General features: G+C 71.9%; 26 protein-coding genes and 1 pseudogene. 15 read left to right on the forward strand and 12 right to left on the reverse strand.

The genetic code is table 11. From position 1 onward, the window contains the following. The first annotated feature begins 7 nt into the window (after positions 1–7). The gene (locus ODJ79_RS30030; protein ID WP_263026976.1) at positions 8–583 is read left to right on the forward strand and encodes a DNA polymerase ligase N-terminal domain-containing protein; all 576 of its coding nucleotides are present in this window, start codon (positions 8–10) and stop codon (positions 581–583) included. Between the two features lie 17 nt (positions 584–600). Continuing rightward, a complete protein-coding gene (locus ODJ79_RS30035) occupies positions 601–1509 on the forward strand; it encodes a Ku protein (RefSeq protein WP_263026977.1) in 909 nt (302 codons plus the stop codon). Between the two features lie 39 nt (positions 1510–1548). Here the strand turns inward: ODJ79_RS30035 and ODJ79_RS30040 are convergent, their stop codons facing one another. Continuing rightward, positions 1549–1851, reverse strand: a complete 303-nt coding sequence (locus ODJ79_RS30040) for a GlsB/YeaQ/YmgE family stress response membrane protein (RefSeq protein ID WP_263026978.1) — start codon at positions 1849–1851, stop codon at positions 1549–1551. 211 nt (positions 1852–2062) lie between these two features. Here ODJ79_RS30040 and ODJ79_RS30045 point away from each other — a divergent pair, with 211 nt between their 5' ends. The 6 genes from ODJ79_RS30045 (at position 2063) to ODJ79_RS30070 (ending at position 11251) form a co-directional block, all read left to right on the forward strand. Further along, positions 2063–2791: a dienelactone hydrolase family protein gene (locus ODJ79_RS30045; protein ID WP_263026979.1), complete on the forward strand. Its 729-nt coding sequence runs from the start codon at positions 2063–2065 to the stop codon at positions 2789–2791. A 184-nt stretch (positions 2792–2975) separates the two neighbouring features. Further along, positions 2976–6098, forward strand: a complete 3123-nt coding sequence (locus ODJ79_RS30050) for a BTAD domain-containing putative transcriptional regulator (RefSeq protein ID WP_263026980.1) — start codon at positions 2976–2978, stop codon at positions 6096–6098. Between the two features lie 25 nt (positions 6099–6123). After that, positions 6124–7512, forward strand: coding sequence for an FAD-binding oxidoreductase (locus ODJ79_RS30055; RefSeq protein ID WP_263026981.1), 1389 nt, complete (start codon positions 6124–6126; stop codon positions 7510–7512). A gap of 190 nt (positions 7513–7702) precedes the next feature. Beyond that, positions 7703–9760: an acyltransferase family protein gene (locus ODJ79_RS30060; protein WP_263026982.1), complete on the forward strand. Its 2058-nt coding sequence runs from the start codon at positions 7703–7705 to the stop codon at positions 9758–9760. A gap of 28 nt (positions 9761–9788) precedes the next feature. Continuing rightward, the gene (locus ODJ79_RS30065) at positions 9789–9953 is read left to right on the forward strand and encodes a hypothetical protein (RefSeq protein ID WP_263026983.1); all 165 of its coding nucleotides are present in this window, start codon (positions 9789–9791) and stop codon (positions 9951–9953) included. Between the two features lie 50 nt (positions 9954–10003). Beyond that, positions 10004–11251: an AI-2E family transporter gene (locus ODJ79_RS30070; RefSeq protein ID WP_263026984.1), complete on the forward strand. Its 1248-nt coding sequence runs from the start codon at positions 10004–10006 to the stop codon at positions 11249–11251. Positions 11252–11319: 68 nt separating this feature from the next. Here ODJ79_RS30070 and ODJ79_RS30075 read toward each other — a convergent pair whose 3' ends face one another. Beyond that, positions 11320–12027, reverse strand: a complete 708-nt coding sequence (locus ODJ79_RS30075; RefSeq protein WP_263026985.1) for a GAF and ANTAR domain-containing protein — start codon at positions 12025–12027, stop codon at positions 11320–11322. 167 nt (positions 12028–12194) lie between these two features. Next, positions 12195–12596, reverse strand: a complete 402-nt coding sequence (locus tag ODJ79_RS30080; protein ID WP_263026986.1) for an STAS domain-containing protein — start codon at positions 12594–12596, stop codon at positions 12195–12197. A gap of 129 nt (positions 12597–12725) precedes the next feature. On the opposite strand from ODJ79_RS30080, the gene ODJ79_RS30085 reads away from it, so the two are divergent. Continuing rightward, a complete protein-coding gene (locus ODJ79_RS30085; RefSeq protein ID WP_263026987.1) occupies positions 12726–13457 on the forward strand; it encodes a GAF and ANTAR domain-containing protein in 732 nt (243 codons plus the stop codon). A 19-nt stretch (positions 13458–13476) separates the two neighbouring features. On the opposite strand, the gene ODJ79_RS30090 is transcribed toward ODJ79_RS30085, so the two are convergent. The 4 genes from ODJ79_RS30090 to ODJ79_RS30105 all read right to left on the reverse strand — a co-directional run bounded on the left by ODJ79_RS30090 (position 13477) and on the right by ODJ79_RS30105 (position 16646). Further along, positions 13477–14250 carry an ABC transporter permease gene (locus ODJ79_RS30090; protein ID WP_263026988.1) on the reverse strand — a complete coding sequence of 258 codons (774 nt, stop codon included), beginning with the start codon at positions 14248–14250 and terminating at the stop codon, positions 13477–13479. Further along, entirely contained in the window at positions 14247–15254 is a 1008-nt protein-coding gene (locus ODJ79_RS30095; RefSeq protein WP_263026989.1) for an ATP-binding cassette domain-containing protein, read from the reverse strand. The genes ODJ79_RS30090 and ODJ79_RS30095 overlap by 4 nt, the downstream gene beginning before the upstream one ends. 136 nt (positions 15255–15390) lie before the next feature. Next, positions 15391–16269 carry a permease prefix domain 1-containing protein gene (locus tag ODJ79_RS30100; RefSeq protein WP_263026990.1) on the reverse strand — a complete coding sequence of 293 codons (879 nt, stop codon included), beginning with the start codon at positions 16267–16269 and terminating at the stop codon, positions 15391–15393. Next, a complete protein-coding gene (locus ODJ79_RS30105) occupies positions 16266–16646 on the reverse strand; it encodes a PadR family transcriptional regulator (RefSeq protein ID WP_263027047.1) in 381 nt (126 codons plus the stop codon). The genes ODJ79_RS30100 and ODJ79_RS30105 overlap by 4 nt, the downstream gene beginning before the upstream one ends. 301 nt (positions 16647–16947) lie before the next feature. Here ODJ79_RS30105 and ODJ79_RS30110 point away from each other — a divergent pair. Then, a pseudogene (locus tag ODJ79_RS30110) lies at positions 16948–17124 on the forward strand (sulfotransferase domain-containing protein); the annotation flags it as partial. Positions 17125–17271: 147 nt separating this feature from the next. Here ODJ79_RS30110 and ODJ79_RS30115 read toward each other — a convergent pair. Next, positions 17272–18081, reverse strand: coding sequence for an ABC transporter substrate-binding protein (locus tag ODJ79_RS30115; protein WP_263027048.1), 810 nt, complete (start codon positions 18079–18081; stop codon positions 17272–17274). On the opposite strand from ODJ79_RS30115, the gene ODJ79_RS30120 reads away from it, so the two are divergent. Further along, complete coding sequence (locus ODJ79_RS30120; protein WP_263027055.1) at positions 17983–18336, forward strand: hypothetical protein; 354 nt, start codon at positions 17983–17985, stop codon at positions 18334–18336. The genes ODJ79_RS30115 and ODJ79_RS30120 overlap by 99 nt on opposite strands. A gap of 100 nt (positions 18337–18436) precedes the next feature. On the opposite strand, the gene ODJ79_RS30125 is transcribed toward ODJ79_RS30120, so the two are convergent. After that, complete coding sequence (locus tag ODJ79_RS30125) at positions 18437–19324, reverse strand: LysR family transcriptional regulator (protein WP_263026991.1); 888 nt, start codon at positions 19322–19324, stop codon at positions 18437–18439. Positions 19325–19408: 84 nt separating this feature from the next. On the opposite strand from ODJ79_RS30125, the gene ODJ79_RS30130 reads away from it, so the two are divergent. Continuing rightward, positions 19409–20641, forward strand: coding sequence for an MFS transporter (locus ODJ79_RS30130; RefSeq protein ID WP_263026992.1), 1233 nt, complete (start codon positions 19409–19411; stop codon positions 20639–20641). A 38-nt stretch (positions 20642–20679) separates the two neighbouring features. Here ODJ79_RS30130 and ODJ79_RS30135 read toward each other — a convergent pair whose 3' ends face one another. Together ODJ79_RS30135 and ODJ79_RS30140 are read right to left on the reverse strand one after the other, a co-directional pair. Further along, positions 20680–21795 carry a sensor histidine kinase gene (locus tag ODJ79_RS30135; RefSeq protein ID WP_263026993.1) on the reverse strand — a complete coding sequence of 372 codons (1116 nt, stop codon included), beginning with the start codon at positions 21793–21795 and terminating at the stop codon, positions 20680–20682. Beyond that, positions 21792–22448: a response regulator transcription factor gene (locus ODJ79_RS30140; protein ID WP_263026994.1), complete on the reverse strand. Its 657-nt coding sequence runs from the start codon at positions 22446–22448 to the stop codon at positions 21792–21794. Before ODJ79_RS30140 ends, ODJ79_RS30135 begins: the two co-directional genes overlap by 4 nt. A 108-nt stretch (positions 22449–22556) precedes the next feature. Here ODJ79_RS30140 and ODJ79_RS30145 point away from each other — a divergent pair, with 108 nt between their 5' ends. Continuing rightward, the gene (locus ODJ79_RS30145) at positions 22557–23084 is read left to right on the forward strand and encodes a hypothetical protein (protein ID WP_263026995.1); all 528 of its coding nucleotides are present in this window, start codon (positions 22557–22559) and stop codon (positions 23082–23084) included. Here the strand turns inward: ODJ79_RS30145 and ODJ79_RS30150 are convergent. Next, on the reverse strand, positions 23065–23646 hold the full coding sequence (locus ODJ79_RS30150) for a TetR/AcrR family transcriptional regulator (protein ID WP_263026996.1): 582 nt from the start codon (positions 23644–23646) through the stop codon (positions 23065–23067). The genes ODJ79_RS30145 and ODJ79_RS30150 overlap by 20 nt on opposite strands. Before the next feature lie 117 nt (positions 23647–23763). Between ODJ79_RS30150 and ODJ79_RS30155 the strand changes: the two genes are divergently transcribed. Both ODJ79_RS30155 and ODJ79_RS30160 read left to right on the forward strand, forming a co-directional pair. Continuing rightward, positions 23764–25284, forward strand: coding sequence for an MDR family MFS transporter (locus tag ODJ79_RS30155; RefSeq protein WP_263026997.1), 1521 nt, complete (start codon positions 23764–23766; stop codon positions 25282–25284). A 77-nt stretch (positions 25285–25361) separates the two neighbouring features. After that, positions 25362–25865 (forward strand): hypothetical protein, encoded by a 504-nt coding sequence (locus ODJ79_RS30160; protein WP_263026998.1) that lies wholly within the window; start codon positions 25362–25364, stop codon positions 25863–25865. The last annotated feature ends 323 nt before the right edge of the window (positions 25866–26188 follow it).

Genomic DNA, 26188 nt, shown 5'->3' on the forward strand with positions numbered 1-26188 from the left:
CGGCGTCATGGCGTCCGACCAGCTCAGCCACTACCGCGACAAGCGCGACTTCACGCGTACGCCGGAACCGGCCGGACAGTTCGTGGTCCAGCGCCACCGTGCCCGGCGGCTGCACTACGACTTCCGCCTGGAGGTCGACGGCGTGCTCGCCAGCTGGGCGGTGCCGAAGGGGCCGACGCTCGACCCCAAGGTGCGCCGCGCCGCCTTCCACGTCGAGGACCACCCGCTCGACTACGCCGGCTTCGAGGGCGTGATCCCGGCCGGGCAGTACGGCGGCGGCGACGTGATCGTCTGGGACAACGGCGTCTGGGAGCCGGCCTCGCCGGGTGACCCGGCCGCCGCCCTCACCGCCGGCGAGCTCCACTTCGACCTGTACGGAACGAAGTTGCGCGGACGCTTCGTCCTGGTCCGGACCCGGGCGGGCGCGGACGGCAAACAGGAGTGGCTGCTGCTGCACAAGCGGGACGAGTTCGCGGTGCCCGGCTGGAACCCGGAGGAGCATCCGCGATCGGTTCTGAGCGGACGCACCAACGACGAGGTGAAGGCCACCAACCTTGACCAGGATCCACAGCCGCTTTCCTGACCCGAAGGAGGACCTCCATGGCACGGCCGATCTGGACCGGGGCGATCACGTTCGGCCTGGTCTCCGTCCCGGTCGCGATGTACTCGGCGACCCACGAGCACGAGGTGTCGTTCCACCAGTTCGAGAAGAACACCTCCGATCGCATCCGATACCGCCGGGTCAACGAGCGGACCGGCAAGGAGGTCGACTACGACGACATCGTCAAGGGCGCGGACGTGGGCGGCGGCGAGTACGTCCTGCTCGACCAGGAGGAGCTCGACGCGGTGGCGCCGGGCCGTTCGCGGAGCCTCGCGATCGATCGGTTCGTCGACCTGGACGACATCGATCCGATCTACTACCAGAAGACCTACTTCCTCGGCCCGGCCGGCGAGGACACGGCCAGGGTGTACGGGCTGCTGCGGGACGCGATGACCGACGCGAACCGGGCGGCGATCGGCACGCTGGTGATGCGCGGCAAGGAGTATCTGGCGGCGATCCGGCCGGACGGCGACCTGCTGGTGCTGCAGACGATGTTCTTCGCCGACGAGGTGCGCGACCCGAAGGAGGAGATCGACGGGCTGCCGCGCAAGGGCACCGCCAAGAAGAACGAGCTGAGCATGGCCCAGCAGCTGATCGACTCGATGGCCGGCGCGTGGCGCCCGAAGGACTTCCGGGACACCTACACCGACCGGGTCAACGACCTGATCGAGCAGAAGAAGGCGGGCAAGCAGATCACCGCCGCCGAGCCGGCGCCCGAGCCGACGAACGTCACCGATCTGTTCGAGGTGCTCAAGCGCAGCGTGGAGAACGCGCAGAAGCGCCGCTCGTCGTCCGCACCGAGGAAAACGCCGCCCAAGAAGACATCCGCGAAGAAGACAGCCGCGAAGAAAGCGCCGGCGAAAAAGGCAGCCGCAAAGAAGGCGCCGGCCAGGAAGAAGGCCTCCTGAGCGACGGCGGCCGGCCGGGCAGGCGGCCAGGAGACGACGTCATCGGTCGCGGTCGGTCGAGAACGCCTTTGCCAGCATGGCGGCGATCGCGATCCCGACCACCGCGATCCCGAGCTGCACCGCCAGCACCTCCCAGTCGTATCGGTGATGCCACACCGTGACCAGTCGCCCGCTCCGCAGGTCCCATCGGTCGGCCGCCCAGGTCCCGGCCACCGCCGCCCCCATTCCGATCAGGACGGTCAGGATGATCCCGATCCCCTGCCGTCCGGGCAGCAGAATCCTGGCCACCACCCCGATGACCGCCCCGAACGCAATGGCGGCCACGTAATCCTGAGCGCCCACCGCAACCTCCTGGCCTTCCGACGTCACCGCCACCGATTCCCGGACGAGCGGCACCACCAAACGTGACGCGATCCGGCGATGATAGATTGACGTCGCATTGTCGTGACGCGACCGGGGAGGTGAGACCGATCAACGCAGTGACCGGTCGGGGCTCCCTCGCGCGTACCGCCTAGGGAGTGCCCGCAGACGGCAACCCGAAAGGCTTCGCGCCATGCTTTTCCTCGCCGAGACGTCCACCGACGGCGTCCGCGAACAGCTCTTCAGCACCCATGACATCCCCGCTGTGCTGTGGTCGCCGGACGGCGCCCGCGGCGCCCGGCCACTCGTCCTGCTCAGCCACGGCGGCGGCCGGCACAAGAAGGACCCGGAGATGGTCGAGCTCGGCCGTCGCCTGGCGCTCGACCACGGCTACGCCGTGGTGGTCCCCGACGTGCCCGCGCACGGCGATCGGCCCCCGGTCGAGGAGTACCAGCGACTCGCCGATCGGAACCAGTCTCGGGTCGCCGCGGGCGAGGACCTGGGCCCGCTGATCGCCGCGTTCCAGGCCCTGGTCGCGCGGCAGACCGTGCCGGAGTGGCGCGCGGTGCTGGACGCGGTCCAGCAGCTCCCGCACGTCGGCGCCGGGCCGGTCGGCTACTGGGGCGTGTCGCTGGGCTGCGGGCTCGGCGTCCCGTTCGTCGCCGCCGAGCCCAGGGTGCGGGCGGCCGTGCTGGGCCTGGGCGGCGCCTCGGCCAACGCGGATCTCGCCGCCCGGATCACCGCCCCGGTGCAGTTCGTCCTGCAATGGGACGACGAACGGGTGCCCCGGGCGCACGGCCTGGCCCTTTACGACGCGATCGGCTCGGCGGAGAAGACGCTGCATGCCAACCCGGGCGGGCACGAGATGCCGCCGGCCGAGGTGGACAGCGCCGTGCGGTTCCTGGCCCGGCATCTGGGCTGATCCCACCGATCGGCTCCCGGCCGGGCTGACCCCGCCGTGCCCGGCTCCGGGCTGAGCTGGGCGGCCCGGCCCATGCCGGCTGGGCCGGGCCGGTCCTGGCCGGTCCTGGCCGGGCTGAGCCGGGCCGGCCGACTGACGGGCAACTGACGGACCGGTCCGGCGGTCCGCCGATACGCTGGGCCGCGTGCGCATCCGCCTGCTCGGCGGCTTCGGCGTGGACCGGGACGACGGGGCGCCCGTCCCGGCCCGCGAGTGGCGCCTGCGCAAGGCTCGTACGCTGGTGAAACTCCTCGCCCTCGCGCCCGGCCAGCAGATCCACCGGGACGTGCTGCTGGAGCTGCTGTGGCCGGACCGCGATCCCGCGTCGGCGGCCAACAACCTGCACCAGGCCCTGCATGTGGCCCGCCGGGTGCTGGCCGGCGACGGCCCGCCGGGCGACCTGCTCACGCTGCGGGACGACGTGCTCACGCTCGGCCCGGTCGAGGTCGACGTGCTCGAGTTCGAGCGACTGGCGCACGACGGCCGGTCCGCGGCCGCCGTGGCCGCCTACACCGGCGACCTGCTGCCCGAGGACCGTTTCGAGGACTGGGCGGCCGAGCGGCGTGAGCAGTTGCGATCGCTTTTCTGCGCGGCCCTGGTCGACCTCGACGACCCGGCGGCGGCCGACCGGGCGCTGGCGATCGATCCGCGGCACGAGGGCGCCGTCCGGGTCGTCATGCGCCACCTCGCCGCCGACGGCCGCCGATCGGAGGCGCTCGCCCGGTACGAGCGGCTCCGCGACGACCTGCTCGCCGACTTCGGCACCGATCCCGACCCGGAAACCCGCCGGCTCTACCGCAAGTTGCTGACCGACGAGCCACCCGCCCCGGGCAACAACCTCGGTTCGCCGCTGACCAGTTTCGTCGGCCGGGAGCGGGAGATCGCCGACGTGCATCGCCTGCTCGTCCGTGGCGGCCTGCTCACGCTCACCGGGGTCGGCGGCGCCGGCAAGACGCGCCTCGCCGAGGAGGCCGCCCGCCGGCTGCTCGGCGCCTACCCGGACGGGGTCTGGTTCGCCGACCTGACCCGGGTCACCGACCCGCACCTGGTGGCCGACACGGTCGCCGCCGCGCTCGGCCTCGACCCGGCGGCGGGCTCCGACCCGTTGCGTACGCTGGTCGGCCGCCTCGCCACCGGCACCCTGCTGCTGCTCCTGGACAACTGCGAGCACCTGCTCACCGCCTGCGCCGAGCTGGCCGTCGCGGTCCGCCGCGCCTGTCCGGGCGTGACCCTGCTGGCCACCAGCCGGGAGCCGCTGCACGTCCCCGGCGAGGTCACTTTCCGGGTCCCGTCGCTGGAGGTGCCGGCCGGCGACGACGAACTGGCCGAGCTGTCCTCGGTGCGGCTGTTCGTGGACCGGGCGCGCGACGTACGCCCCGGCTTCGCTCTCGACGACGCCAACGCGCCCGCGATCGCCGACATCTGCCGCCGGCTCGACGGCATCCCGCTCGCGCTGGAGCTGGCCGCGGCCCGGATGTCCCATCTGGAGCCGGCCGAGGTCGCCGAGCGGCTGACCGGCGCGCTCTCCCTGCTCGGCCGCCGCGGCGAGGTCACCCGGCACGCCACGCTGCGGGCCGCGCTGGAGTGGAGTCACGCCCTGCTCGATCGGGACGAGCAGATCCTGCTGCGCCGCCTGGCGGTCTTCGCCGGGAGCTTCTCGCTGGACGCGGCCGAGCAGGTCTGCGCCGGGCGCTCCGCGCTGGACGCCGCCGAGCAGATCGGCCCCGGGAGCTCCGCGCTGGACGCGCCCGAGCAGGTCGGCGCCCGCGACGAGGTTCCCGTTCTCGACTGCCTGGGGCGGATCGTGGACAAGTCGCTCGTGCAGATCGAGCCGGCTGGCGACCGCTCCCGCTACCGGCTGCTCGAGACGATCCGGCAGCTGGCCCGGGAGCGGCTGGTCGCGGCCGGCGAGGCGGCGGCGTTCGAGGCCGCGCACAGCCGGTACTTCGCCCGGCTGGCCGCCGCGAGCGACCCGGACAACGCCCCCGGCATGGTCGTCGAGCGCCCGCAGCTGCTCGACATCGATCACAACAACCTGCGCGCCGCGCTGACCTGGTCGCTGCGGCACAACCCGGCGCAGGCGCTGCAGCTGGCGGTCAGCCTGTGGCGCTACTGGCTGGCCCGCGGCCACTTCGTCGAGGGCGCGGGCTGGCTGGAACGTGCGCTGGAGGCGGCGTCCGCCCCGTCGCCGGAGCGATCGCGGGCGTTCTTCGCGCTCGCCGTGCTGCTGGGTCGCCGCGGCATCGGAAACCGGCTGCCGGAGCTGGGCGACGCCGGCGTGGCCGACGCCGAGCGATCGGGCACGGCCGTCGACGTGGCGCGGGCCTGGCTCATGCGCGGCATGCTGATCCTCGGCGTGGCCGAGGTGGACGAGGCCGAGCGGATCGCGTTGACCGCGCCGACCCCGGACGGGCCGCTCACCGCCACCGCCCGCTGGCTGGCGGCGCTGGCCGCGCTGCTCCGCGAGGACCACGGCCTCGCCCGCGAGCGGTTCGCCGACTGCCTGCGGGAGCTCGACCGGCTCGACGCCGCGGTGGAGCCGTTCCTGCCGGCCGTGACCATGTGTTTGCCGCTCGCCCCGATCGGCGACACCACGGTTCCGGTCTTCGAGGAGTCCTGGCTGCTCGGGCGCCGGGTCGGCGCCGTGCAGGGGCACGCGTACGCGCTCTCGGCCGCCGGCTATGCCCACCGGCTGGCCGGGGACCTGTCCGCCGCCCGGGACACGGTCGAGCACGCCGCCGAGGCCTTCGCCCGGATCGACGACACCGCGGGCCTGGCCCACGCCCTCAACCACCTGGGCTGCGTCGAGCGGGACGCCCGGGCGTTCGACGCCGCCGACAAGCACCTGCGCGAGGCGCTGCGGCTGCGGGAGCAGCTCGGCGACCGGCGCGCCGAGAACCTGACCCTGGCCAACCTCGGCCTGCTCACCGCGGCAGCCGGCGACGCCGCCGAGGGCCGCCGGTACGCCCGGATCGCCCTCGACCGGGGCCGCGCGGTCGACGACGGGCCGGGGGTCGGCGGCGCGCTGCTCAACCTCGCGGTGATCGAGCTGTACGGCGGCGACCGGCAGCGTGCCCGGGTGCTCACCGAGCGAGCGGTCGAGGTGTTCGAGCCGCAGGGATTCCTCCGGCTCGAGGCCTGGGTACGGCTGCTCGCCGCGGAGCTCGGCGCACCACCCGAGCACCTGCGCATCGCGCTCGCGCTGTTCCGGCGCCTGGGCTGCCGGCTCGGCACACCGCGTGCTGAGGCGTTGCTAAGCCGCGGCTAAGAGCGCGTTCCTAGCGTCGGCCGGTATGAACACCTTTGGCGAAGCCACGCTCGGCGAGCTGGCGCAAGCCCTGCGGGGCGATCTGATCCGCCCGGACGACCCGGGCTACGACGAGGCGCGATCGATCTGGAACGGCGCCCACGACCGGCGGCCGGCCCTGATCGTCCGCTGCCACGGGGTGGCGGACGTGCTCAAGGCGGTCGAGTTCGCGCGCAGTGAAGGGCTGCCGCTCGCGGTCCGCGGCGGCGGCCACAGCATTCCCGGCTTCTCGACCGTGGACGGCGGCCTCGTGCTCGACCTGTCCCCGATGAACGGCATCCGGGTCGATCCCGGCCGCGGCACGGTCACCGCCCAGGGCGGCTGTCTGTGGCGCGACGTGGACGCCGAGACGCAGGCGTTCGGCCTGGCCACCACCGGCGGCATCATCTCGTCCACCGGCATCGGCGGCTTCACGCTCGGCGGCGGCATCGGCTGGCTGGTCCGGCGCTGCGGCCTGACCTGCGACAACCTGATCGCGGCCGACATCGTGACCGCGGACGGTCAATATCTGCACACGAGCGAGCGGGAACGGCCGGAACTGCTGTGGGCGCTGCGCGGCGGTGGCGGCAACTTCGGCGTGGTCACCTCGCTCGAGCTGCGGCTGCACGAGGTCGGCCCGACCATCTTCGGCGGGCTGGTCTTCTACCCCGGCGAGCATGCCGAGCAGGTTCTGCGCGGGTTCCGCGCGGCCACCGCGAAGGCGCCGGACGAGCTGACCGCACTGGTCAACATGACCACCGCTCCGCCCGCGCCGTTCCTGCCCGAACAGGTGCACGGCAAGCCGATCGTGGCGGTCGGCGCGCTGTGGTCGGGCCACCCCGAGGACGGCGACGCGCAGACCCGGCCGTTCCGGGAGCTCGCGCCGGTCGTGACCGACCTCTTCGGACCCATGCCGTACACGGCGCTGCAGGGCCTGCTCGACCCGCTCTACCCGCGCGGCATGTGGAACTACTTCCGCTCGGCGTTCTTCGACGACCTCGACGACGCGGCCGGCCGCATCATCGGGGAGTTCCACCGCATCCCCAACCCGATCACCGAGATTCACATCCACCACCTCGGCGGGGCGATGGGCCGCGTCCCCGACGACGCGTCCGCGTTCGGCACCCGCGATCGGGAGTTCATCCTGAATGTGGTGGCGCGCTCGGCCGATGCCGACGGCTACCCGGCGGCGGTCGCCTGGGCCCGCGGAGCGACCGACGTGCTCGGGGCGGATGCCGCGACCTATGTGAACTTCACCGGCGAGGGCAGTGCGGAGCGGGTGCGCGCCGCGTACCCGAAGGCCACCTACGAGCGTCTGGTGACCGTCAAGGACGAGTACGACCCGACGAACCTGTTCCGGCTCAACCAGAACATCCCACCCTCGAAGTCCGCCTGACGAAGCACCGCCTAGGGCCGGGTCCGAGGCCGACATCGCGCGTAAGTGTCGCTATCTGCGAGACAACCCGATTGACCGATTCCGAGGTCGGCGGTGAAGTAGTGGGGAAGTAGTCACGAACCCTGAACTGCCCACCGCTCGGGCGGAAACCCGGTTTACCTCCGCCCGAATCGGGTACGCTGCCGCCGTAATGTCGGATTTGACCAAGTCCCGGCCCGGCTTCGGCTACAGCCCGGCCCTCGACGGCATCCGGGCTTTCGCCGTCGCCGCCGTCGTGCTGTTCCACGCCGGGGTCGGCGGTGTGGCCGGCGGGTTCCTCGGCGTGGACACCTTCTTCGTCCTCTCCGGCTTCCTGATCACATCCCTGCTCCTGGCCGACCGATCAAAAATCACCACCTTTTGGGTACGGCGAGCCCGCCGCCTGCTGCCCGCCCTGCTGGCGATGCTGCTCGCCACCGTGGTCGCCGGGCGGTTCCTGCTGGCCGGCGACCCGGACGCGACCGGCCTGCTGCGCACCGACGCGTTCGCCGCCCTCGGGTACGTCGCGAACTGGCGGATGATCTTCCGGGGCACCGGTTACGCCGCGGCCACCGCGACCGCCTCACCGCTGCAGCACACCTGGTCGCTCGGTATCGAGGAGCAGTTCTACCTGCTCTGGCCGCTGCTGGTGGTGGGCCTGCTGACCTGGCTCGCGGCCCGGCGGGCCCGGGCGGCGCTGCTGTTCCTCTGCGTGGCCGGCGCCGTGCTGTCGCAAGTGCTCTGCGCCGTCCTGTACCGCCCCGAGGCGATCGGCCGCGATTACTACGGCACCGACACCCGGGCGCAGGCCCTGCTGATCGGCGCCGCCCTCGCCGTGCTCACCGGCCGTACCCTGCCGCGGCCCGGCCACCCGGCCGAGTCCACCACCCGGCCCCGCTCCCTGCCGCGGCTCCGCCTCCCGGCTGCGCTCGTCGAACGGCCCCTGCGGCTCGGCCTCCCGGCCGCGCTCGCCGCCGCGCTCACCTTCTGGCTGTGGCACGCCGCGAACGACCAGGCCGCCTGGCTGTACCACGGCGGGCTGACCGTCGCCGCGCTGGCCACCGCCGTCATAGTCGCGCATGTGATCGCCGAGCCGCACGCGCCGATCGCCCGGACGCTGAGCGTGCCGCCGCTGGTCGGGCTCGGGCGCATCTCGTACGGCGTCTATCTCTGGCATTGGCCGTTGTTCTGCTTCGTCACCGCCGACCGCACCGGGCTGTCCCGCTGGCCGCTGCTGGCCGTGCGGCTCGGCGGCACCCTCGCGGTCGCGATCGCCAGCTACTACGTCATCGAGCAGCCCATCCGCCGCGGCACGCTCGGCCGGCGCCTCCCCCGGCTGGTGCCCACCGCGGTCACCGCGGCCGCCCTGGCCGCGATGGTCGCCGTCATCGCCGTCATCGCCGTCACCACCGAGCCGCCGCCACCGGCCACCACCCTCGCCGCCGCGCCGCCGGTGGTCATCGCGCCGCACCTGGCACGACGGCCGGCCATGGCCGGCCGGCCGGGCGTACCGCCGGCGGTACGCCCCGGGCGGATCACGTCACCGCACGAGCCCCGGGTCACCTTCCTCGGCGACTCGGTCGCCTGGGTGATCGGCAGCTATCTGCCCGCCCACCCGGGCCTGTGGACCAGCGTCCGCGCCATCCAGGGCTGCGGCATCGCCACGCTGCCGGACATCCTCGAGACGGGCACGCCGCACACCAACTACCCCGGCTGCACGTCGTGGCCCAGGCGCTGGCAGCGCGGCATCGACCAGGACCGGCCCGATGTGGCCGTCCTCGAGCTCAATCGCTGGGAACTGATGGACCGCCGCTACCAGGGCCACTACCAGCACGTCGGCGAGCCCGGCTACGACGCGTACCTGACCCGGCAACTCGACACCGCGATCGACATCGCCGGCTCCCGGGGCGCCGCGGTGGTCCTGCTGACCGCCGCGTACACGCATCGCGCCGAGCAGCCGGACGGCAGCCTCTACCCCGAGGACCAGCCGCAACGCGTCGACGCGTGGAACAACCTGATCCGCGCGGCCGCCGCCCGGCGCCCCGGCGAGGTGTCGGTTCTCGACATCGACCCGCTGGTCTGCCCGGGTGGCAAGTTCACCTGGCGGATCGACGGCATGCGGGTCCGCAGCGACGGCCTGCACTACACCCCGGAGGCCGTCCAGCGGATCATCGCGCCGTGGCTGCTGCCGAAACTGGCGCAGATCGCGGAGAGCGAACCGACCGGATAGCCACGGCGATCCCGGGCAAGCGGCAGCCATGACCGTAACGGCGGACAAGCGGGAAAAGACCTGGCCACCGTGGTCGGCGCGTGGCTCGCCGACGGTCTACTTCGGGGTGCTCGGCGCGATCGCGATCGTGATCGGCCTGCTGCTCTGGCTGATCAGCAAGCCGTTGCAGCGCCTCATGAGCGGCTTTCGCTGATCGCGATGCTCTGACGTTTGCCGAGGTCACTGGCCGGGTAGCCGAACGGTATGACGGTAACGGACAACGGCCGGGTGGCCCGCCGTACGCTCATTGTCCTGGGTTTGATCCTGGCCACCGCCCTCGTGGTGCTGCTCGCCTACGAGACCCGCCGCGTCCTGACCTGGATCGTGGTCGCCGCGTTCATCGCGGTGGCGCTCGGCCCCGCCGTCGACTGGGTGACCCGTCGCGCGGCCTTCCGCAGACGCTGGCTGGCGACCCTGCTCGTCTTCCTGGTCACCTTCGCGCTGCTCGGCGGCCTGGTCACGCTGTTCGTGGCGCCGCTGGCCCGCGAGGGCGGCCAGGCGATCGCGAACCTGCCACACATCGTCGAGGACGCGAAGAACGGGCGCGGTCCGGCCGGCCACCTGATCGCCAGGTTCCACCTTCTGCAGTACGCCCAGAGCAATGCGGGCCGGATCAAGGAGTACGCGGCGGGGCTGGGCGCTCCCACCCTGATGTTCCTGCGATCGGTGGCGACCGGGATCGCCGGGACGGTGACCATCATCGTGCTCTCCTACCTGATGGTCCTGGAGGCACCGAAGGTCACCGACGGTTTCCTGGCGCTGTTCTCCCCGGAGCACGGTGAGCGCATCCGCCGGGTCGGTCACGACTGTGCCAAGACCATCACCGGCTACATCACCGGCAACCTGCTGATCAGCGTCGTGTGCGGCGGGCTCACCTATCTGACCCTGCTGCTCCTGCACGTCCCGTACGCCGGTCTGATCGCGCTGTTCGTCGGCGTGGCCGACCTGATCCCGCTGGTCGGCGCGACGCTCGGCGCGGTGGTCGCGACGATCGCCGGGTTCGTGCAGTCCACCACCGCGGGCCTCGTGATCATCGTGTTCTTCGTGGTCTACCAGCAGCTGGAGAACCACCTGCTGCAACCGATCGTGTTCGCTCGCACCGTGAAGCTGAACCCGCTGACCGTCCTGATCGCGATCCTGATCGCGGTGGAGCTGGCCGGCATCCTGGGCGCGCTGCTGGCCATTCCGATCGCCGGCATCCTGCAGATCATCGTCCGGGACGTCTGGGACACCCATCGCGGACGGCCCAAGGACGAGCCCACGGTCGGCGAGGACCGGACCCCGGCGGATGCCGACGACACCGGCCGCCCGCTCCCGGCGCCGGGCACCGACGACGCCGACCGGCCCGCCCCGGCACCGGACACCGACGACGCCGACCGGCCCGCCCCGGCACCGGACACCGACCGGCCCGCCCCGGCACCGGGCACCGACGGTGCTGCTCACGCGCGGTGAGTGCCGACGCGGGCGCGAGGGCATCGGTCGCGTTCGCAACGATCACTGACTCGGCATGGGGTCGCCCGTCACGGCCCGCGCTGCACGTCGGCGACCAGCTCGGCGGCGACGTCGCGCAGCTTGCGGTTGGACGACTGCGACACCTTGGCGAGCACCGCGAACGCCTCGTCCGGCCCGCACCGCCGGCGGCCCATGATGATGCCCTTGGCCTGCTCGATCACCGCCCGGCTCGCCATCGCCGCCTGCATGTGCTGGGCGAGCGTGGCCGTGGCGTCGTACCGGTGGGCGTTGACCATCGCGACCGCGGCGTAACCGACGAAGGTCTGCGCGAGCGCGACGGTCGCCTCGTCGAACGCCTCCGGCGCCCGGCCGTAGACGTTGAGCGCACCGGTGACGTCGTCGAGGACCGGCAGCCCCACCGACAGCACGCTGCCCATGCCGGCCGCGGCGGCCCGCGCCGCCCAGCCGGACCATCGGCCGTCCGTGGCGGCGTCCGGCACCGATACGGTCGCCTGCCGCGCGGCGGCCTCGAGACACGGGCCGGCGTCCTGCTCGTACTGCCATTCGTCGAGCAGCAACGCGGTCTCGCCGGCGTACGCCGCAGTGTAGGGTCGCCGGTCCCGCACCAGGGTGACGGACACCTCGGCCGCTCCCGGCAGGCCACGCCGGGCCAACTCGGCGATCCGGCTCAGGACCCCGTTGAGATCCGTCTCGCCCAGCTTGATCTGTCCCAGTTCGGTCAGCGCGGAGAGGGCCTCGATCGACTCGTGCGCCATGAAAGTGTAGAAACCTCTGCAGCGGAACACGGCCGCCGGTGGCGGCTCGTGAGTGGTCAACCGTGATGCTCCTCGGGGTGCGAACCCCGGATCGGCGCCGCTGCTTGACGCTCGAAACCGGCGCGTGACGCGCCGATCGCAGGTGAAAACATAACAGGCGGCTCGCGCTACTGCTCCACCGCCAGCACCTCGAGCATCCCGGTCACCCGGAGCACCCGCTCGGCGAGCCCCGCGATCCCGGTGAGCAGCACGGTCCGGCCGCTCTCCCCCGCCGCCAGGTGTGCCCTGGCCAGCGCCTCGACGGCCGCGGAGCCGAAATACGAGGTGAGCCGGAAATCGCAGCAGACCACCGGCCGGTGTGCCAGCGCGTCGAGGATCACCGCGCCCACCACCGCCGCGGTGTCCCGATCGATGTCGCCCTCGACGACCACCCGAGCGCGCTCCGCCGACTCGGTGCACCAGGACACCCGGAGCAGCATGACGCCATCGGAATCGGTCACGGTCACGGCGTCCGACAGCTCATCGTCGCGATCGCCGGAGGATTGGTACGCATACCGCTCGGCAACCATGGGCACACGCCTCCCGTCCGGAGAAATCGACGGGCGCACTGTTTGACCCGCTATCACGGTAGCCGTGAACCGGCCGAGCGCAACACGAGTCACCCCGGCCGGGGACGATTCCGGGACAGGACGAGGCTCATGACATCGGATCCGCCGCTCGACCCCACCGCCGCCTTCCGCGAACTGGGCCGCATCCGCCTCGGCGACACCGACCTGGCCGGCGTCCTCGATCAGGTGACTCACCTTGCGGCCCGCTCGATTCCCGGAGCCGCCGAGGCCTCGGTGACTCTGATCCGCCGAGGGGCCGCCGAGACCGCCGCGCACAGCGGCCCGTCCGCCCTGGCCATCGACAAATGGCAATACGAGCTCGGATACGGACCGTGCCTGGACGCCGCGGCCGGGTACACCACGATCCACGTACCCGACGTATCGGCCGAGAAACGCTGGCCCGGCTGGGCACCGATGGCGCGGGACGCGGGCATCGGCAGCACTCTCTCGGTCGGCCTTCCGATCCAGGAACAGGTGACCGGCGCCTTGAACGTCTACGCGAGCAGCCCCGACGCGTTCGACGAGGACGCGGTCGGCCTGGCCGAGACGTTCGCCGGATACGCCGCGGTCTGCCTGGCCAACGCGCACCTCTACGAGACCACGACGGCCTTCGTCGGGCACCTGGAGAAGGCGATGGCCGGCCGCGCGGTGATCGAGCAGGCCAAGGGCATCATCATGGGACAACGGCAGTGCACCGCCGAGGAGGCCTTCGCGGCTCTCGCGAAGGCCTCCCAGGACTCCCACCGCAAGCTGCGCGAGGTGGCGACCGATCTGGTCATGGCCGCGGCGGCGGGCCATCGAGGCAAGCAAAACCATTCCTGAGTACGCGTGCCCCGCTCGCCTAGAGCGACCGCTGATGAGCGCGGTAGGCCCGCGCCGCCAGCCACCCCATCAGCAGGGCCAGCGCCGCCAGCAGCCCGACCCGCCCGAACACCAGTCCCCAGTCGGGATCCGCCCGCAACGCCTCCCGGCTGGCCATCGCAGCCCAGTCGACGGGGTTGTACCGCGCCACCCGGGCCACCCACGCCGGCATCAGCGCCGGCGCGATCATGATCGAGGACAGGAACGCCAGCGGCAGCACCAGGAACTGCGACACCGCGATCAGCGCCTCCTGCTGGTGCACCACCAGCGCGACCGCGTTGGACAGCCCCGCGAACACCATGGCGATCAGGACCGCGCACAACAGCACGACCAGCACCCCGAGGTATCCACCGGGATACCGGGCACCGGCCACCAGCCCGGTGGCGAACATGATGAGCGACTGAACGATCGTGATCAGGGCCTGGTGGGTCAGCCCCGCGACGACCAGAGCCGGCCGTCTGATCGGTGAGGTGAGCGTCCGGTCCATCACCCCGCGCTCCATGTCCTGCACGATCGCGGTGCCGCTCCACCCGGCGCTCATCATCGCCGTCATCACCACCACGCCGGGGGTGAGGTAGGCGAGATAGTTCCCGCCGAACCCGGGCAGCTCCGCGATCCGGTGGAACAGCTGACCGAACAGCAGCAGCCACACCATCGGCTGCACCAGCGTGAACAGCAGGTACGCGGGCTGCCGGGACAGCGTGCGCAGGGACCGCCCGGTCAGCAGCCGGGCATGAGTAAAGGCCAGAGTCACGCCGCCACCGCCTCGGACGAGCGGGACTGATCGGTCCCGAGCCGGTCCGCCTCGCCGAAGCTGCGGCCCGCGTGGTGCAGGTACACGTCGTCGAGCGACGGCCGGGCGACACTGATCGACGCCAGCGCGACACCGGCGTACTCCAACGCGGCCAGCACCGTCGGCAGGACGGCCGCGCCGTTGGTCACCCGGGCGTGCAGCGCGCCGCCCTCGGTCACCACGGCCCCGACGCCGGGAATCGCCTCGATCGCCGCCCGGGCCCGGCCGGCGTCGGTCTGCCGGACGAGACCGGCCCGGATCGTGTCCCCGCCGAGGGCGGTCTTGAGCTCGTCGGGTGTCCCGGTCGCCACCACCCGACCGGCGTCGACGATCGCGAGCCGCGCGGCCAGGTGGTCGGCCTCCTCCAGGTAATGGGTGGTGAGCAGCACGGTCAGCCCGTCCTCCCGGGCCAGCCGGTCGATCTCCGCCCAGAGGTCGAGACGCGCCTGCGGGTCCAGCCCGGTGGTCGGCTCGTCCAGGAACAGCACCCGCGGCCGGTGCATGAGCCCCATCGCCACGTCGAGCTTGCGCTGCATGCCGCCGGACCAGGTGCCGGCCAGCCGCCGGCCGGCGCCGGCCAGATCGAACCGGTCGAGCAGCGACGTGGCCCGCGCCCGGGCGTCCCGGGCCGAGGCGCCGTGGATCCGGCCCTGGAGCACCAGGTTCTCCATGCCGGTCGCGACCGGGTCGAATCCGGGCTTCTGCGACACGTACCCGATCTGCCGCCGCACCCGATCCGGCTGCCGGACCACGTCGATGCCCTGAACGCGGGCCCGGCCCCGATCGGGGCGCGCGAGCGTGGTGAGAATGCGAACGGTGGTGGACTTGCCCGCGCCGTTCGGGCCGAGCAGCCCGAAGACGATCCCGGGCTCGACGGTGAAACTCAGCGAGGTCAGGGCGTGCACGGTCGTGCCGTACGTCTTGCCCAGCTCCACCGCCTCGATGGCGGGTTCCGGTAATGACATCATGCGCTCCTAGACAGGGAGGCGTGAGCTACCGTGTTCGCTGCAGGCACGCACGGTGGGCTCGACCGCCTCGGTCGACAGTTCCGGTGTGTCATCCGTGGCCGCGGTGTTGGCGCACCGCGGCCACGGTCTTGTCTCAGGTACGGGTGGTATCTGAGGGGACGAACAGCATGCGAGCGACCAGGACCATCATCAGTACGACCCCGCCGACGATCGCGAGCCACGACCACAGCCAGCCGACCGTGAGCGTGAGCAGCACGAACCCGGCCAGCGCGACGATCCAGACGATCACGGTGTAGATGCCGAACCGGGCCGCGGCCGACGGGTCCTCGGTGAACCGGTTGCCGACCGCGGCGTGCGACTCGGCCATCCGCATCACCCATTGCTTGTGCCGGTTGGTCTGGGTCGCGCCGAGATAGCTCAGGATCCCGGCGCCGGCGAGCACCGGCGCGATCCCGCCGATCACCCAGCCGATGCCGCCGCCGCGCACGTACAGCCAGCCGCACGCCAGCCCCGCCAGCACGAGGAACACGCCGGCGCCGTAACCGATCGCGCGACCGGTCGGCATCGGGTGGTTGCTGGTGGTCTCCTGCCGCAGCGCGTCGGCGGTCACCGCGCCCGCGGCGAGCGCGACCACGAACGCCGCCACGGCCTCGGCCCCGAACGGAACGCCCCCCGCCGTCGCCGCGAGCACCAGCACCGCCAGCCCGGTCACCCCGAGCGCGGACAGCACGACGGTCCGCAGCACGAAATTCGGTCGCGGCCGGACGCGCGGCGGCAGCGCCGCCCCGGACGAGTCGGTTCCGTCGAGGATCGTGTGCACGTCCCCGAGCTCCGCGATCGCCTGCCGGGCCGCCGCGTCCCCGGCGAGCCCGGCGGCGGTCAGCTCGGCGGCCCGAGCGATCAGGTTCGCTCGCACCTCCTCCTTCAGATCCTGCCGCTCGGGCGTCATCTCGATGCCCGCGAACGCCTCGTCGAGCAGTCGGTGGACGTCGGTGTCGTTCGAATTGGTCACGATGACCGCCTTCCCGGTGCCGCATCGCGGGGACCGGCATTGGAGTCCAGATCGAGCAGGGAATCGATGAGGTCGCGAGTGAGCGCCCAGGCCGCCACGTTCCGCCGATAGACGGCCCGCCCGGCGTCGGTGATCCGGTAGTACTTGCGCCGGCCACCCTGGCTCTCGTCACCCCAGTAGGCCTCGATGAGCCCGTCCTTCAGCAGCCGCCGATAGGTCGCGTAGAGCGTTGCCTCTTTGATCTCATGCCGGCCCCCGGTCGCGTCCCGGATGCGCTTGAAGATCTCGAAGCCATAGCGGTCCTCATCGCGCAGCACCCCCAACACGATCGTGTCGGTATGCCCCCGCAACAGGTCGGCGGCGAACACGTCCTCCATCACGCCGACTACTGTATCAGATCCAGTACTAGATGCGGCAAACCAAAGCCGCGCCGGCCCCGGACGGCCGGGGCGCCTCGACAACATCGACCGAGCCCGGCTGCGCCACCTCACCGGCGCACCGCCGCCCAGCGGCCCGGAGCCGGCGCGGCGGCCGTTGCATCCGTGGCTGCCGGACTGGATCGCGGCCGACCGCGATCCGCGCCTGGCGCTCGACTCGCTGCCGCTGGTCGCCGCCGCCGACACGCCGGCCGTGGACGAGGCCGTCCGAGCCGCGATCACCCAGCTCATGTCGGGCGTGATGTGGCACCTGCGGGACGCCTGGCAACGCCGACACGAGCCGAATGCGCTGTTGGTGCACTATGACGACCTGCTCAGCGACCTGGGCTCGGAGATGCGGCGCATCGGGGCCTGGTTGGACATCGACGTGCCCGCCGGTCCCTGGCCGGAAGTGGTCCAAGCCGCCACCTTCGACCGGATGAGGCAGCGCGCCGGCGACCTGGCGCCGGACAGCGGCGGCGCGCTCAAAGACAGCCAGGCCTTCTTCCGTACGGCAGCGGCCTGCCGGAGTAGGTGTTCGCCCACGACGGCGAGTTTGTCGTCGCCGGTCCGAGGCGCAGCCTCCTCAGTACTCCCGGTCGTTGATGTAGTCCCGCACGTTCTCCGGGAAGAAGACCGTCTCGTCGGTGTCGACCCGCCTCGGCACCCGGATACCGAGGTAGACGTCCTTGATCAGCGCCACCAGCTGCGGCCCGATCAGCGGGTTGCACTCCACGACGTAGTTGATCTTCCCCTCGGCCAGCGCGGTCAGGCCGTCGTGGATGGCGTCGATGGTGACGACCTTGATGTCCTTGCCGGGCCGCTTCCCGGCGGCCTGGATCGCGGTGAGCGCACCGATCCCCATGTCGTCGTTCTGCGCGAACACCACGTCGATGTCGTGCTGGGTCTTGAGCACGGTCTTCATCGCGGCCTCGCCTTCCGACCGGGAGAAGTTTCCGTTCGGCGTCGCGACGATCCGGAACCGCTCGTCGTCGCCCAGCCCTTCCCGAAAACCCGCCTTCCGCTGTACGGCCGGGGCCGAGCCGGCCGTGCCTTCCAGCTCGACGATGTTCACCGGTTTTTGCGAGTTCCGGAACTCCCCCTTGACCCAGACCGCCGCGCTGCTCCCCTCGGCCGTGAAGTTCGAGCCGATCGAGGACAGGTAGAGCCCCGGGTCGGCCGTCTTGATCACCCGATCGGTCAGGATGACCGGGATGCCGGCCGCCTTGGCCTGGCGCAGCACATCGTCGTAGCCGGTCTCCACCACCGGGGAGAACGCAATGACGTCCACTTTGTCGTGAATGAAGCGTTGAATATCGGCGACCTGTTTATCCCGGCTCAGTCCGGCGACCGCGAAGATGAGCCGAACGTTCTCGATCCCGAACGAATTCTTGATCGACTTGGTATTGGCAGCCCGCCAACGACTGGACTCCCCGATCTGCGAGAATCCGACGGTGATCTGGCCGGTCCTCGCCGGCCGCACCTGCACATTTCCATCCTGTCCGCATCCGGCCAGCGCCAGGGCCGTGAGCAGGCACACCAGCAGTCTTCTTCGGACCGGCATTCGACTCCTCGTATCGTCGCAACGGCATTTCCGGGCAATGCAGCGACGCGGGAAAGCACCCATGGCCGGGGAGCGCTCACGGATTGATCAGGAGGCGAGAATCCCGCAGCACACAGGAATGTTAACGTTATCAATCGATTCGTCAACCCCGCTGGTGGGCAGCGCGTCAAGGTGGCACAAAAGCCGATCAGGCGACGGCACCCTCGTAGGGGCCGGCCTCCTCCACGAGCGTCCGGAACCGCGCGGCCGCGGGCCCGAGAGGGCGATCGGTGCGCCAGGTCAGCCCGACGACCCGCTCGGCGCCGGGCGCGGAAAACGGCAGCCCCACCGTTCCCGAGGCCCCGGCGAACGCGGACGGCACGAGTGCCACCCCGAGCCCGGCGCCGACCAGGCCCTCGACCGTGGCCAGGTCGCCGATCTCGAAGGCGACCCGCGGCACCACGCCGGCCGCCGCGAACAGGTCGTCGACCAGGGCACGGAAGCCGAACCCGGCGGGAATGGTCACGAAGTCCTCCCCCACCACGTCGGCCGGCCGGGTGCGCCGACGGGACGCCAGCCGATGCCCGGGCGCAACGATCAGCACCAGCCGCTGACGTTGCAAGGCGATCCACCCGTACGGCCCCTCCGGCGGCCCGGCCATCAACGCCAGCTCGCTGACGCCCGACGAGAGGTCGCGCACCATTTCGTGACCGGGTTCCTGACGCAGCTCGATCCGCATCCGCGGCGCCTGCCGCCGCACGTCGTGCAGGATGCGCGGCACCAGCGAGGTGGCCATCGAGTCGAGGAACGCGAGCCGCACCGTCCCCGCCTCCGGATCGAGCAACCCGGACAGGTCGCGCCGCAGCCGGTCGTACCGGTCGACGATGTCGCGCGCCGCGGCCAGCGTGTGATCGCCCAGCGGGTTCGGGTGCGCGCCCTTGGCATCGCGCTCGAACAGCCGCGCCCCCAGCTCGGTCTCGACCCGGGCGAGCAGCCGGGACAGCGTCGGCTGGCTGATGGCGAGCGCCGTCGCGGCCGCGGTGACGTGGCGGTGCTCACCGAGCGCCAGCAGAGCCCGGAGCTCCTCGATCTCCATGACCAGCGATCATACGTCCCACGCATCAGACAGATAGGAATCATGCATTGGACACATGCGGCAGGCGCGCGGAGCGTGTGCCGGGTGACCGGATATCGCGCCGGAGAGCCCGGCTACCGCCGCGTCGTGCTCGCCCTGTTCGCCGCGGGCGTGGCCACCTTCGCCCTGCTTTACAGCACCCAGGCGGTGCTGCCCGAGCTGGCCGCCGCCTTCCGCGTGACCCCGGCGCAGAGCTCCTGGTCGCTCTCCCTCGCTACGATCGGGCTCGGACTGACGCTGCTGGTCACTGGCCCGCTGTCCGAGCGGATCGGCCGCACTCGCCTGATCCACCTGTCGCTGACGCTCTCCGGGCTGGCCGGGCTGGCCTGCGCCGCCGCGCCCGGCTGGCACGCGCTGCTGATGCTCCGGCTGGTGCAGGGAGTCACGCTGGCCGGCCTGCCCGCGGTCGCCACCGCCTACCTGCGCGAGGAGTTGCACGCCGAGACGCACGCCCGCGCCGCCGGCCTCTACATCGGCGGGACCGCTCTCGGCGGGATGGCGGGCCGGCTGATCAGCGGCGGGGTGGCCGAGGTGCTCGGCTGGCGGTGGGCGCTCGCCGCGGTCGCCCTGGTGGGCCTCGGCTGCGCCGCCGTCGTGGCCGTTCTGCTTCCGGCGTCGCGCAACTTCGTCGCGCGACCGACCGCCGCGATGACCCGCCGCGCGCTCACCGACCCCGCGCTTCTGCTCCTGTACGCGATCGGAGCATGCGCGATGGGCGCCTTCGTCTCGGTGTACAACGCGATCGGTTTCCGGCTCACCAGCGCCCCGCTCTCGCTGGGCGCGGGCGCGATCGGCGCGGTGTTCCTGGTCTATCCGCTCGGCACGGTCAGCTCCGCGCTCGCCGGGCGCCTGGCCGACCGGTACGGCCGCCGCGCGGTCCTGCCGTTCGGGTGCGCGCTCACCGGGATCGGATTGCTGCTCACCCTGCCCGACCGGTTGCCGGTCGTGATCGCCGGCCTGGCCGTGATGACCGCCGGCTTCTTCGTCGTGCACGGCGTGGCCAGCGGCTGGGTGCCGGCCCGCGCCCACCTCGGCGACGTGCCGGCCGGCCAGGCGGCCTCGCTCTACCTGGTCGCCTACTACGCCGGCTCGTCGGTGTTCGGCAGCCTCGCCGGCGCCGCCTGGACGCTGGGCGCCTGGCCGGCCGTGGTCCTGCTCGCCGCGGCGTTCGTAGCGCTCACCGGGCTCCTGGCCACCAGCCTCCGGCGCATCCCGGCCCTGGCACCCACCCCGCGATCGACGACGACGGCGGCTGCCGCGACCGGGTCACCGCGATGACGTCGAGGACGGACGCCGGGTCACGCCCCGCCAAGGAATCATGAGGTTTGCGGAGAGCCCGCGGGTGGCAGCGTGACGGTCACCTCGAGGCCACCGCCCTCGCGCGGACGTGCGGTGACGTCGCCGCCGTGCGCGTGCGCGACCGATCGCACGATGGACAGTCCCAGCCCGGTGCCGCCGTCGTGCGCGACCCGATCGCGCAGCCGGCGAAAAGGCTCGAACAACCCCGGGATCTCGTACGCCGGGATGCGCGGCCCGGTGTTGCGCACGACCAGCTCGGCCCGCCCGTCCCGGGTCGCGGTGGTGACCGATACCCAGCCGTCCACCGTGTTGTAGTCGAGCGCGTTCTGGACCAGGTTCTGCGCGACGCGTTCGAGCAGGATGGGATCGCCCGCGGTCGGCGCCGGCGCGAGATCGATGGTCACCTGTGCGCCGTTCTGCTCGGCCACGTGCCGGGCGATGTCGGCCAGGTCGACCGGATCGCGCATCGTGATGCTCTGTTCCGATCGGGCCAGGGTGAGCAGCCCGTCGATCAGCCGCTCGTGCCGGGCGTTCACCGCGAGCAGGTTCTCCCCCAGGTCGCGGACCTGCGGCGGCGCGCCCGACCGGCGCAGCGCCACCTCGAGCAGCGTGCGGTTGATGGCGAGCGGGGTGCGCAGCTCGTGCGAGGCGTTCGCGACGAACCGGCGCTGGCTGTCGAACGATCGGTCGAGCCGTTCGAGCATCGAGTCGAACGTGTCGGCCAGCTCCTTGATCTCGCCGCGCGGGTCGGTCAGCGCGATCCGCTCGTGCAGGTTGCGGTCGGCCACCCGCCGGGCGGTCTCGGTGATCCGATGCAGCGGGCGCAGCACCCGCTCGGCGATCAGCCAGCCCAGCCCGATCGCGACCACGCCGACCGCGACCAGCGCGAGGGTGCCCTGGGTGAGCAGGGTGTGCATGGCATCGGCGCGCACCTTGTCGCCGAGCGAGCTGTAGCTGAGGCTGGGCGGGTCGTCGCCCGTGGGCGTCCCGCCGACCGTGGTGCTGCTCTCAAAGCGGCCGGTCAGGCTGTGCTGCACGAGCACGTAGGTCAGCGCCAGCAGGGTCGCGCCGGCCACCAGGAACAGCCCGCCGTACAGCACGGTGAGGCGGGTGCGCAGCGTCCAGCCGCTCATCGGATCCGGTACCCGGCGCCGGCCACGGTCTCGACCACCTGCGGCTCGCGCAGCTTGCGGCGCAGCGTCATCACGGCCATCCGCACCACGTTGGTGAACGGGTCGGCGTTCTCGTCCCAGACCCGTTCCAGCAGTTGCTCGGCGGAGACCACGCCGCCCGCCGCGCGCAGCAGCTCCTCGAGCACACCGAACTCCTTGCGGGACAACCCGACGTACCGGCCGTCCCGGTAGACCTCCCGGCGGTTCGGGTCGAGCCGCAGGCCGGCCCGCTCGAGGATCGGCGGCGCGGCGAGGCGGGACCGGCGACCCAGCGCGCGTACGCGAGCAACCAGCTCCTCGAACGCGAACGGTTTGCCCAGATAGTCGTCGGCGCCGAGGGCCAGGCCCTGCACCCGGCTGCCCACCTCGGTCGCGGCGGTCAGCATCAGGATCCGGACCGGGCCGCCGCCCTCGACCAGGGCCCGGCAGACCTCGTCACCGTGCACGATCGGCAGATCCCGGTCGAGCACGACCACGTCGTACTCGTTGATTCCCAGGCGTTCGAGGGCGGCCTCGCCGTCGTAGGCGACGTCCACCGCGAGGGCCTCCTGTCGCAGGCCCTCGGCTATCCCGTCGGCCAGCATCCGCTCGTCCTCCACCACCAGCACACGCACGTGCCGAGCCTGGCGAACCCGGCGTCAACTCGGGGTAAACGTCGGCGCTGACGACGGTCTTACGACCGGCGGCCGCCAATGGTTCCCATGCGATTCACATCAGGAGCAGTGCTCGGCACGCTGATCGTGCTGAGTTTGGGTGCGTGCGCCGCCGAAAAGACGGGCAACGGTGTGGCCACCGCCGGCAACGGCGCCGCGAAGCCGGCAAGCAGCGCATCGGCGGGGCCGGGCGGGGACGACGCCGCCTTGAAGTACTCCGCCTGCGTACGGGCAAATGGGGTGCCGAATTTCCCTGATCCCAATCCGCAGGGCGGCCTGGACCTCGACCTCGGCAAGCTCGGGGTGAGCAAGGAGACGATGGACGCGGCCGACGCGAAATGCAAGCAGTACCTGCCGAATGGGGGCCGGCCACAGAAGATCGACCCGGCGAAGCTGGCGCTGGCCCGGGAGTATTCCAAGTGCATGCGGGCCAACGGCGTGCCGAAGTTTCCCGACCCGGACGCGTACGGCGGCATCGCGCTCGACGGCGGCAAGCTGGGCGTGGATCCGGTCGGCTCGACCATGAAGGCGGCCGAGAAGGCCTGCCAGAAGTACCTCGGCGACGGCGGCGGGCAGCTCAGCAGCCGGACCGGGTGACCAGCGGCAGGAAGATCTGGTCGAGGATCTCGGCGAAGAGCTCGTCGGCGGCGCCTTCGTCGAGTACCTGCCACGCGCGCGGGCTGCGCAGTCCCTCGTAGCGGATCAGATTGAGCGGCAGGGCGGCCACCCGCTCCGGCAGCTCGGCGGTCGGGATCTCGCCGCGGGCGGCCGCCTTGCGCAGAATCTGGGTGACGACGTCGGGCAGCGTGGAGAAGAGCTCGCCGCCGAGCTCCGGCATCTCGGCGAGCAGGCCGTGCATCAGCTCGGGCGTGTAGTGCCGGGCGCGCGCGGCCATCGCCCGCAGCACGGCGAGGTAGTCCTCGCGCAGCGACCCGGTGTCCGGCACCTCGGGCACCAGCGGGCCGAGGGCATGCCGGATAGCGGCCACGGCCAGCTGGACCCGGTTGGGCCAGCGGCGGTAGAGCACCTGCTTGCCGGTGTGCGCGCGGGCGGCCACGCCCTCGACGGTCAGCCGCTGGTAGCCGTTCTCCTGGATCTCGGCCCACGCCGCCTCCAGGATCGTGACCTCCAGTTCCTCGCCGCGACGCCTGCTCGGCACGGCACACCCGCTTCCTGAGAATCCTGAGAAGAGACGTTGCGTCTCTTACGAACGCAGCCTACCATTCCGGCCTAGAGACGCATCGTCTCTTATTTGATCCGGAAGGGACGGCTACCCATGACTCGCCGACAGACCAGCCCCCTGGTGGTGGCGCTGGTGATCGTCCTGGGGCTGATCGCCCCGCTGATGGACACCACGATCGTCAACGTGGCGATCCCCTCGCTGCGATCGGATCTGGACGCCACCGTGTCGACCATCCAGTGGGTCAGCACCGGGTACCTGCTCGCCATGGCGGTGGCGATCCCGGTGACCGGGTGGGCCTCGCAGCGCTGGGGCGCCCGCCGGATGTGGCTCGCCGGACTGTGGCTGTTCCTGATCGGTTCGGTGCTCGCCGGGCTCGCCTGGAACACCGGGTCGCTGATCGGTTTCCGGGCGCTCCAGGGCGTCGCCGCCGGCCTGCTCATCCCGATCATGCAGACGCTGCTGATCGGCGGTGGCGCGGCCGGCGGTCCGGGCGGCGGCGCCCCGATGCGGAACATGATGGCGCTGATCAGCCTGCCGGCCCTGCTCGGGCCGGTGTTCGGCCCGGTGATCGGCGGCCTGATCGTCAACCACATGTCCTGGCGGTGGATCTTCTACGTGAACCCGCCGATCTGCCTCGTCGCGATCGCGCTGGCCATGGTCTTCCTGCCGCGCGACGCCGGCATCCGCACCCATCGACTCGATCTCGTCGGGCTGCTTCTGCTTTCGCCGGCGGTGGCCGGGATCGTGTACGGGCTGAGCGAGCTCGGCAACCGCGGCGGCGTCGCTCATGCGGCCGTCCTGCTTCCGCTCGTCGGCGGCGCCGTCCTGCTCGGCGCGTTCCTGTGGCATGCCCTGCGCACCGCCGAGCCGCTCGTCGATCTGCGGCTGTTCAAGGTGCGCACGTTCTCGGCGGCCGGCGCTCTGCTGTTCCTCACCGGGATGGCATCGTTCGGCGCGCTGCTGCTCCTGCCGCTGTACTACCAGCAGTTGCGCGGCGACAGCGTGGTCGTGGCCGGGCTGCTGATGATGCCGCAGGGGATCGGCATCGCGCTCTCCCGCGGGGTCGCCGGCGTGGCCGAACGGTGGGGCGCCCGCACGGTGGTGCTCACCGCGGTGCTGCTGTCGATCGCCGGCACGCTGCCGTTCGCCTTCGCCGGCCCGGACACCAGCCCGGTCCTGCTCGCGGCGGCCCTGGTCGTGCGGGGCGCCGGGCTCGGCACGGTGATGATGGCGGTGCTGTTCGGCGCGTACGAAGGTCTGGCGAAGCCGCAGATCCCGCACGCCAGCACCACCACCCGGATCTTGCAGCAGCTGGGCGGCTCGTTCGGCACCGCGGTCCTGGCCGTGCTCCTCCAGCGCGGGCTGGCCGCGCACGCCGCGGACCCGGCGGTCGCGTTCGATCACGCCTTCGCCTGGTCGATCGCGCTGAGCCTGCCCGCTCTGGTCGCGGCGTTCTTCGTGCCGGGCCGGAAGCGGCCGGGCGACGCGGGCCCGGAGAGCGATCGCACGCGGGTGGGTGGCCGGCCGACCGACGGGCCCGCCGTCGAGGACGGCCACAGTGGCGACCGGAGCGATCCGATGAGCGATCAGCCCGTCGTCGCGGATCGGCGCTGAGCGATCGCCGCGGCGCGCGAGCATCCGGACGGGCTCGGCGACGGCTGGCGCGAGCCGCGGGAGGCGCGTGACAATCGATGTCTGACCTGGAGGTGAACGTGGCCGTTATCTCGAAGCTCGCAGCCCCTGGCACCCAGCGTCACCAGGACGCCCTGGCCGTCCTCGACGCGACCCGCGCGGTGGTCGCCCGCGGCTGGACCCAGCGCACCTGGTTCGTGATGGAGACCCCGCGCGGACGCCGCCGCCTGGCGCAGCGGTTCTTCCCGACCCGGCTCGACCACCGCCGCGTCGTCGAGGCGTGCCTGGTCGGTGCGGTCGTGCACGGCGCGCATCGGCTGAGCTCCCGCCCCGAGTACGCCTACCCCGCCCTCGATGCGCTCTGGAACGCGCTGTTCGACGCCGAGGCGACCGGCGGGGTGTCCGGCGACCCGGTGGGACCGCTGACGCCGCCGCTGATCCGGGCCGCCCGGGTCCGCGACCTCACCACCTGGAACGACCGGCCGTACCGGACCAAACAGGACGTGGTCCGGCTGATCGACCTCGCCACCGCCCGGGTCGGCGGCGCGCGAGCCCGGGTGTAGCCCCACCGCATCGACAGTCTTCAAAGACCCATGACATTTGTCATGGGTCTTTGCCTCCCTTAACGATTAAGAAACTTTGTTAAAGGTTTCTGGGAGGCCACATGAAACGACTGTTCCTCGCCGGGGCCGGCGCCCTGGCACTCGCGGCGGCTGGCGTCGCGGTGGCGACGCAGGCCGACGCCGCCACTCTCAGCAGCAACTGGTACGCCTCGGCGCCCTATCTGATGCCGTTCGACAACAGCCCGCCCGACCCGGTCGAGGTCATGAACGCCACCGGCCAGAAGGCCTTCCAGCTGGCCTTCATCCTGGCCCCGAACGGCGGC

The organism is Actinoplanes sp. KI2, from assembly GCF_025630775.1.
In the GTDB taxonomy this organism is placed as follows: domain Bacteria; phylum Actinomycetota; class Actinomycetes; order Mycobacteriales; family Micromonosporaceae; genus Actinoplanes.

Excerpts from the sequence above, each read along its gene's own strand:
- ODJ79_RS30030 (WP_263026976.1), top strand. The coding sequence starts at position 8 with ATGGCGTCCGACCAGCTCAGCCACTACCGCGACAAGCGCGACTTCACG.
- ODJ79_RS30035 (WP_263026977.1), top strand. The coding sequence starts at position 601 with ATGGCACGGCCGATCTGGACCGGGGCGATCACGTTCGGCCTGGTCTCC.
- ODJ79_RS30045 (WP_263026979.1), top strand. The coding sequence starts at position 2,063 with ATGCTTTTCCTCGCCGAGACGTCCACCGACGGCGTCCGCGAACAGCTC.
- ODJ79_RS30055 (WP_263026981.1), top strand. The coding sequence starts at position 6,124 with ATGAACACCTTTGGCGAAGCCACGCTCGGCGAGCTGGCGCAAGCCCTG.
- ODJ79_RS30060 (WP_263026982.1), top strand. The coding sequence starts at position 7,703 with ATGTCGGATTTGACCAAGTCCCGGCCCGGCTTCGGCTACAGCCCGGCC.
- ODJ79_RS30065 (WP_263026983.1), top strand. The coding sequence starts at position 9,789 with ATGACCGTAACGGCGGACAAGCGGGAAAAGACCTGGCCACCGTGGTCG.
- ODJ79_RS30070 (WP_263026984.1), top strand. The coding sequence starts at position 10,004 with ATGACGGTAACGGACAACGGCCGGGTGGCCCGCCGTACGCTCATTGTC.
- ODJ79_RS30075 (WP_263026985.1), bottom strand. The coding sequence starts at position 12,027 with ATGGCGCACGAGTCGATCGAGGCCCTCTCCGCGCTGACCGAACTGGGA.
- ODJ79_RS30080 (WP_263026986.1), bottom strand. The coding sequence starts at position 12,596 with ATGGTTGCCGAGCGGTATGCGTACCAATCCTCCGGCGATCGCGACGAT.
- ODJ79_RS30085 (WP_263026987.1), top strand. The coding sequence starts at position 12,726 with ATGACATCGGATCCGCCGCTCGACCCCACCGCCGCCTTCCGCGAACTG.
- ODJ79_RS30095 (WP_263026989.1), bottom strand. The coding sequence starts at position 15,254 with ATGTCATTACCGGAACCCGCCATCGAGGCGGTGGAGCTGGGCAAGACG.
- ODJ79_RS30105 (WP_263027047.1), bottom strand. The coding sequence starts at position 16,646 with ATGGAGGACGTGTTCGCCGCCGACCTGTTGCGGGGGCATACCGACACG.
- ODJ79_RS30125 (WP_263026991.1), bottom strand. The coding sequence starts at position 19,324 with ATGGAGATCGAGGAGCTCCGGGCTCTGCTGGCGCTCGGTGAGCACCGC.
- ODJ79_RS30135 (WP_263026993.1), bottom strand. The coding sequence starts at position 21,795 with ATGAGCGGCTGGACGCTGCGCACCCGCCTCACCGTGCTGTACGGCGGG.
- ODJ79_RS30155 (WP_263026997.1), top strand. The coding sequence starts at position 23,764 with ATGACTCGCCGACAGACCAGCCCCCTGGTGGTGGCGCTGGTGATCGTC.
- ODJ79_RS30160 (WP_263026998.1), top strand. The coding sequence starts at position 25,362 with ATGTCTGACCTGGAGGTGAACGTGGCCGTTATCTCGAAGCTCGCAGCC.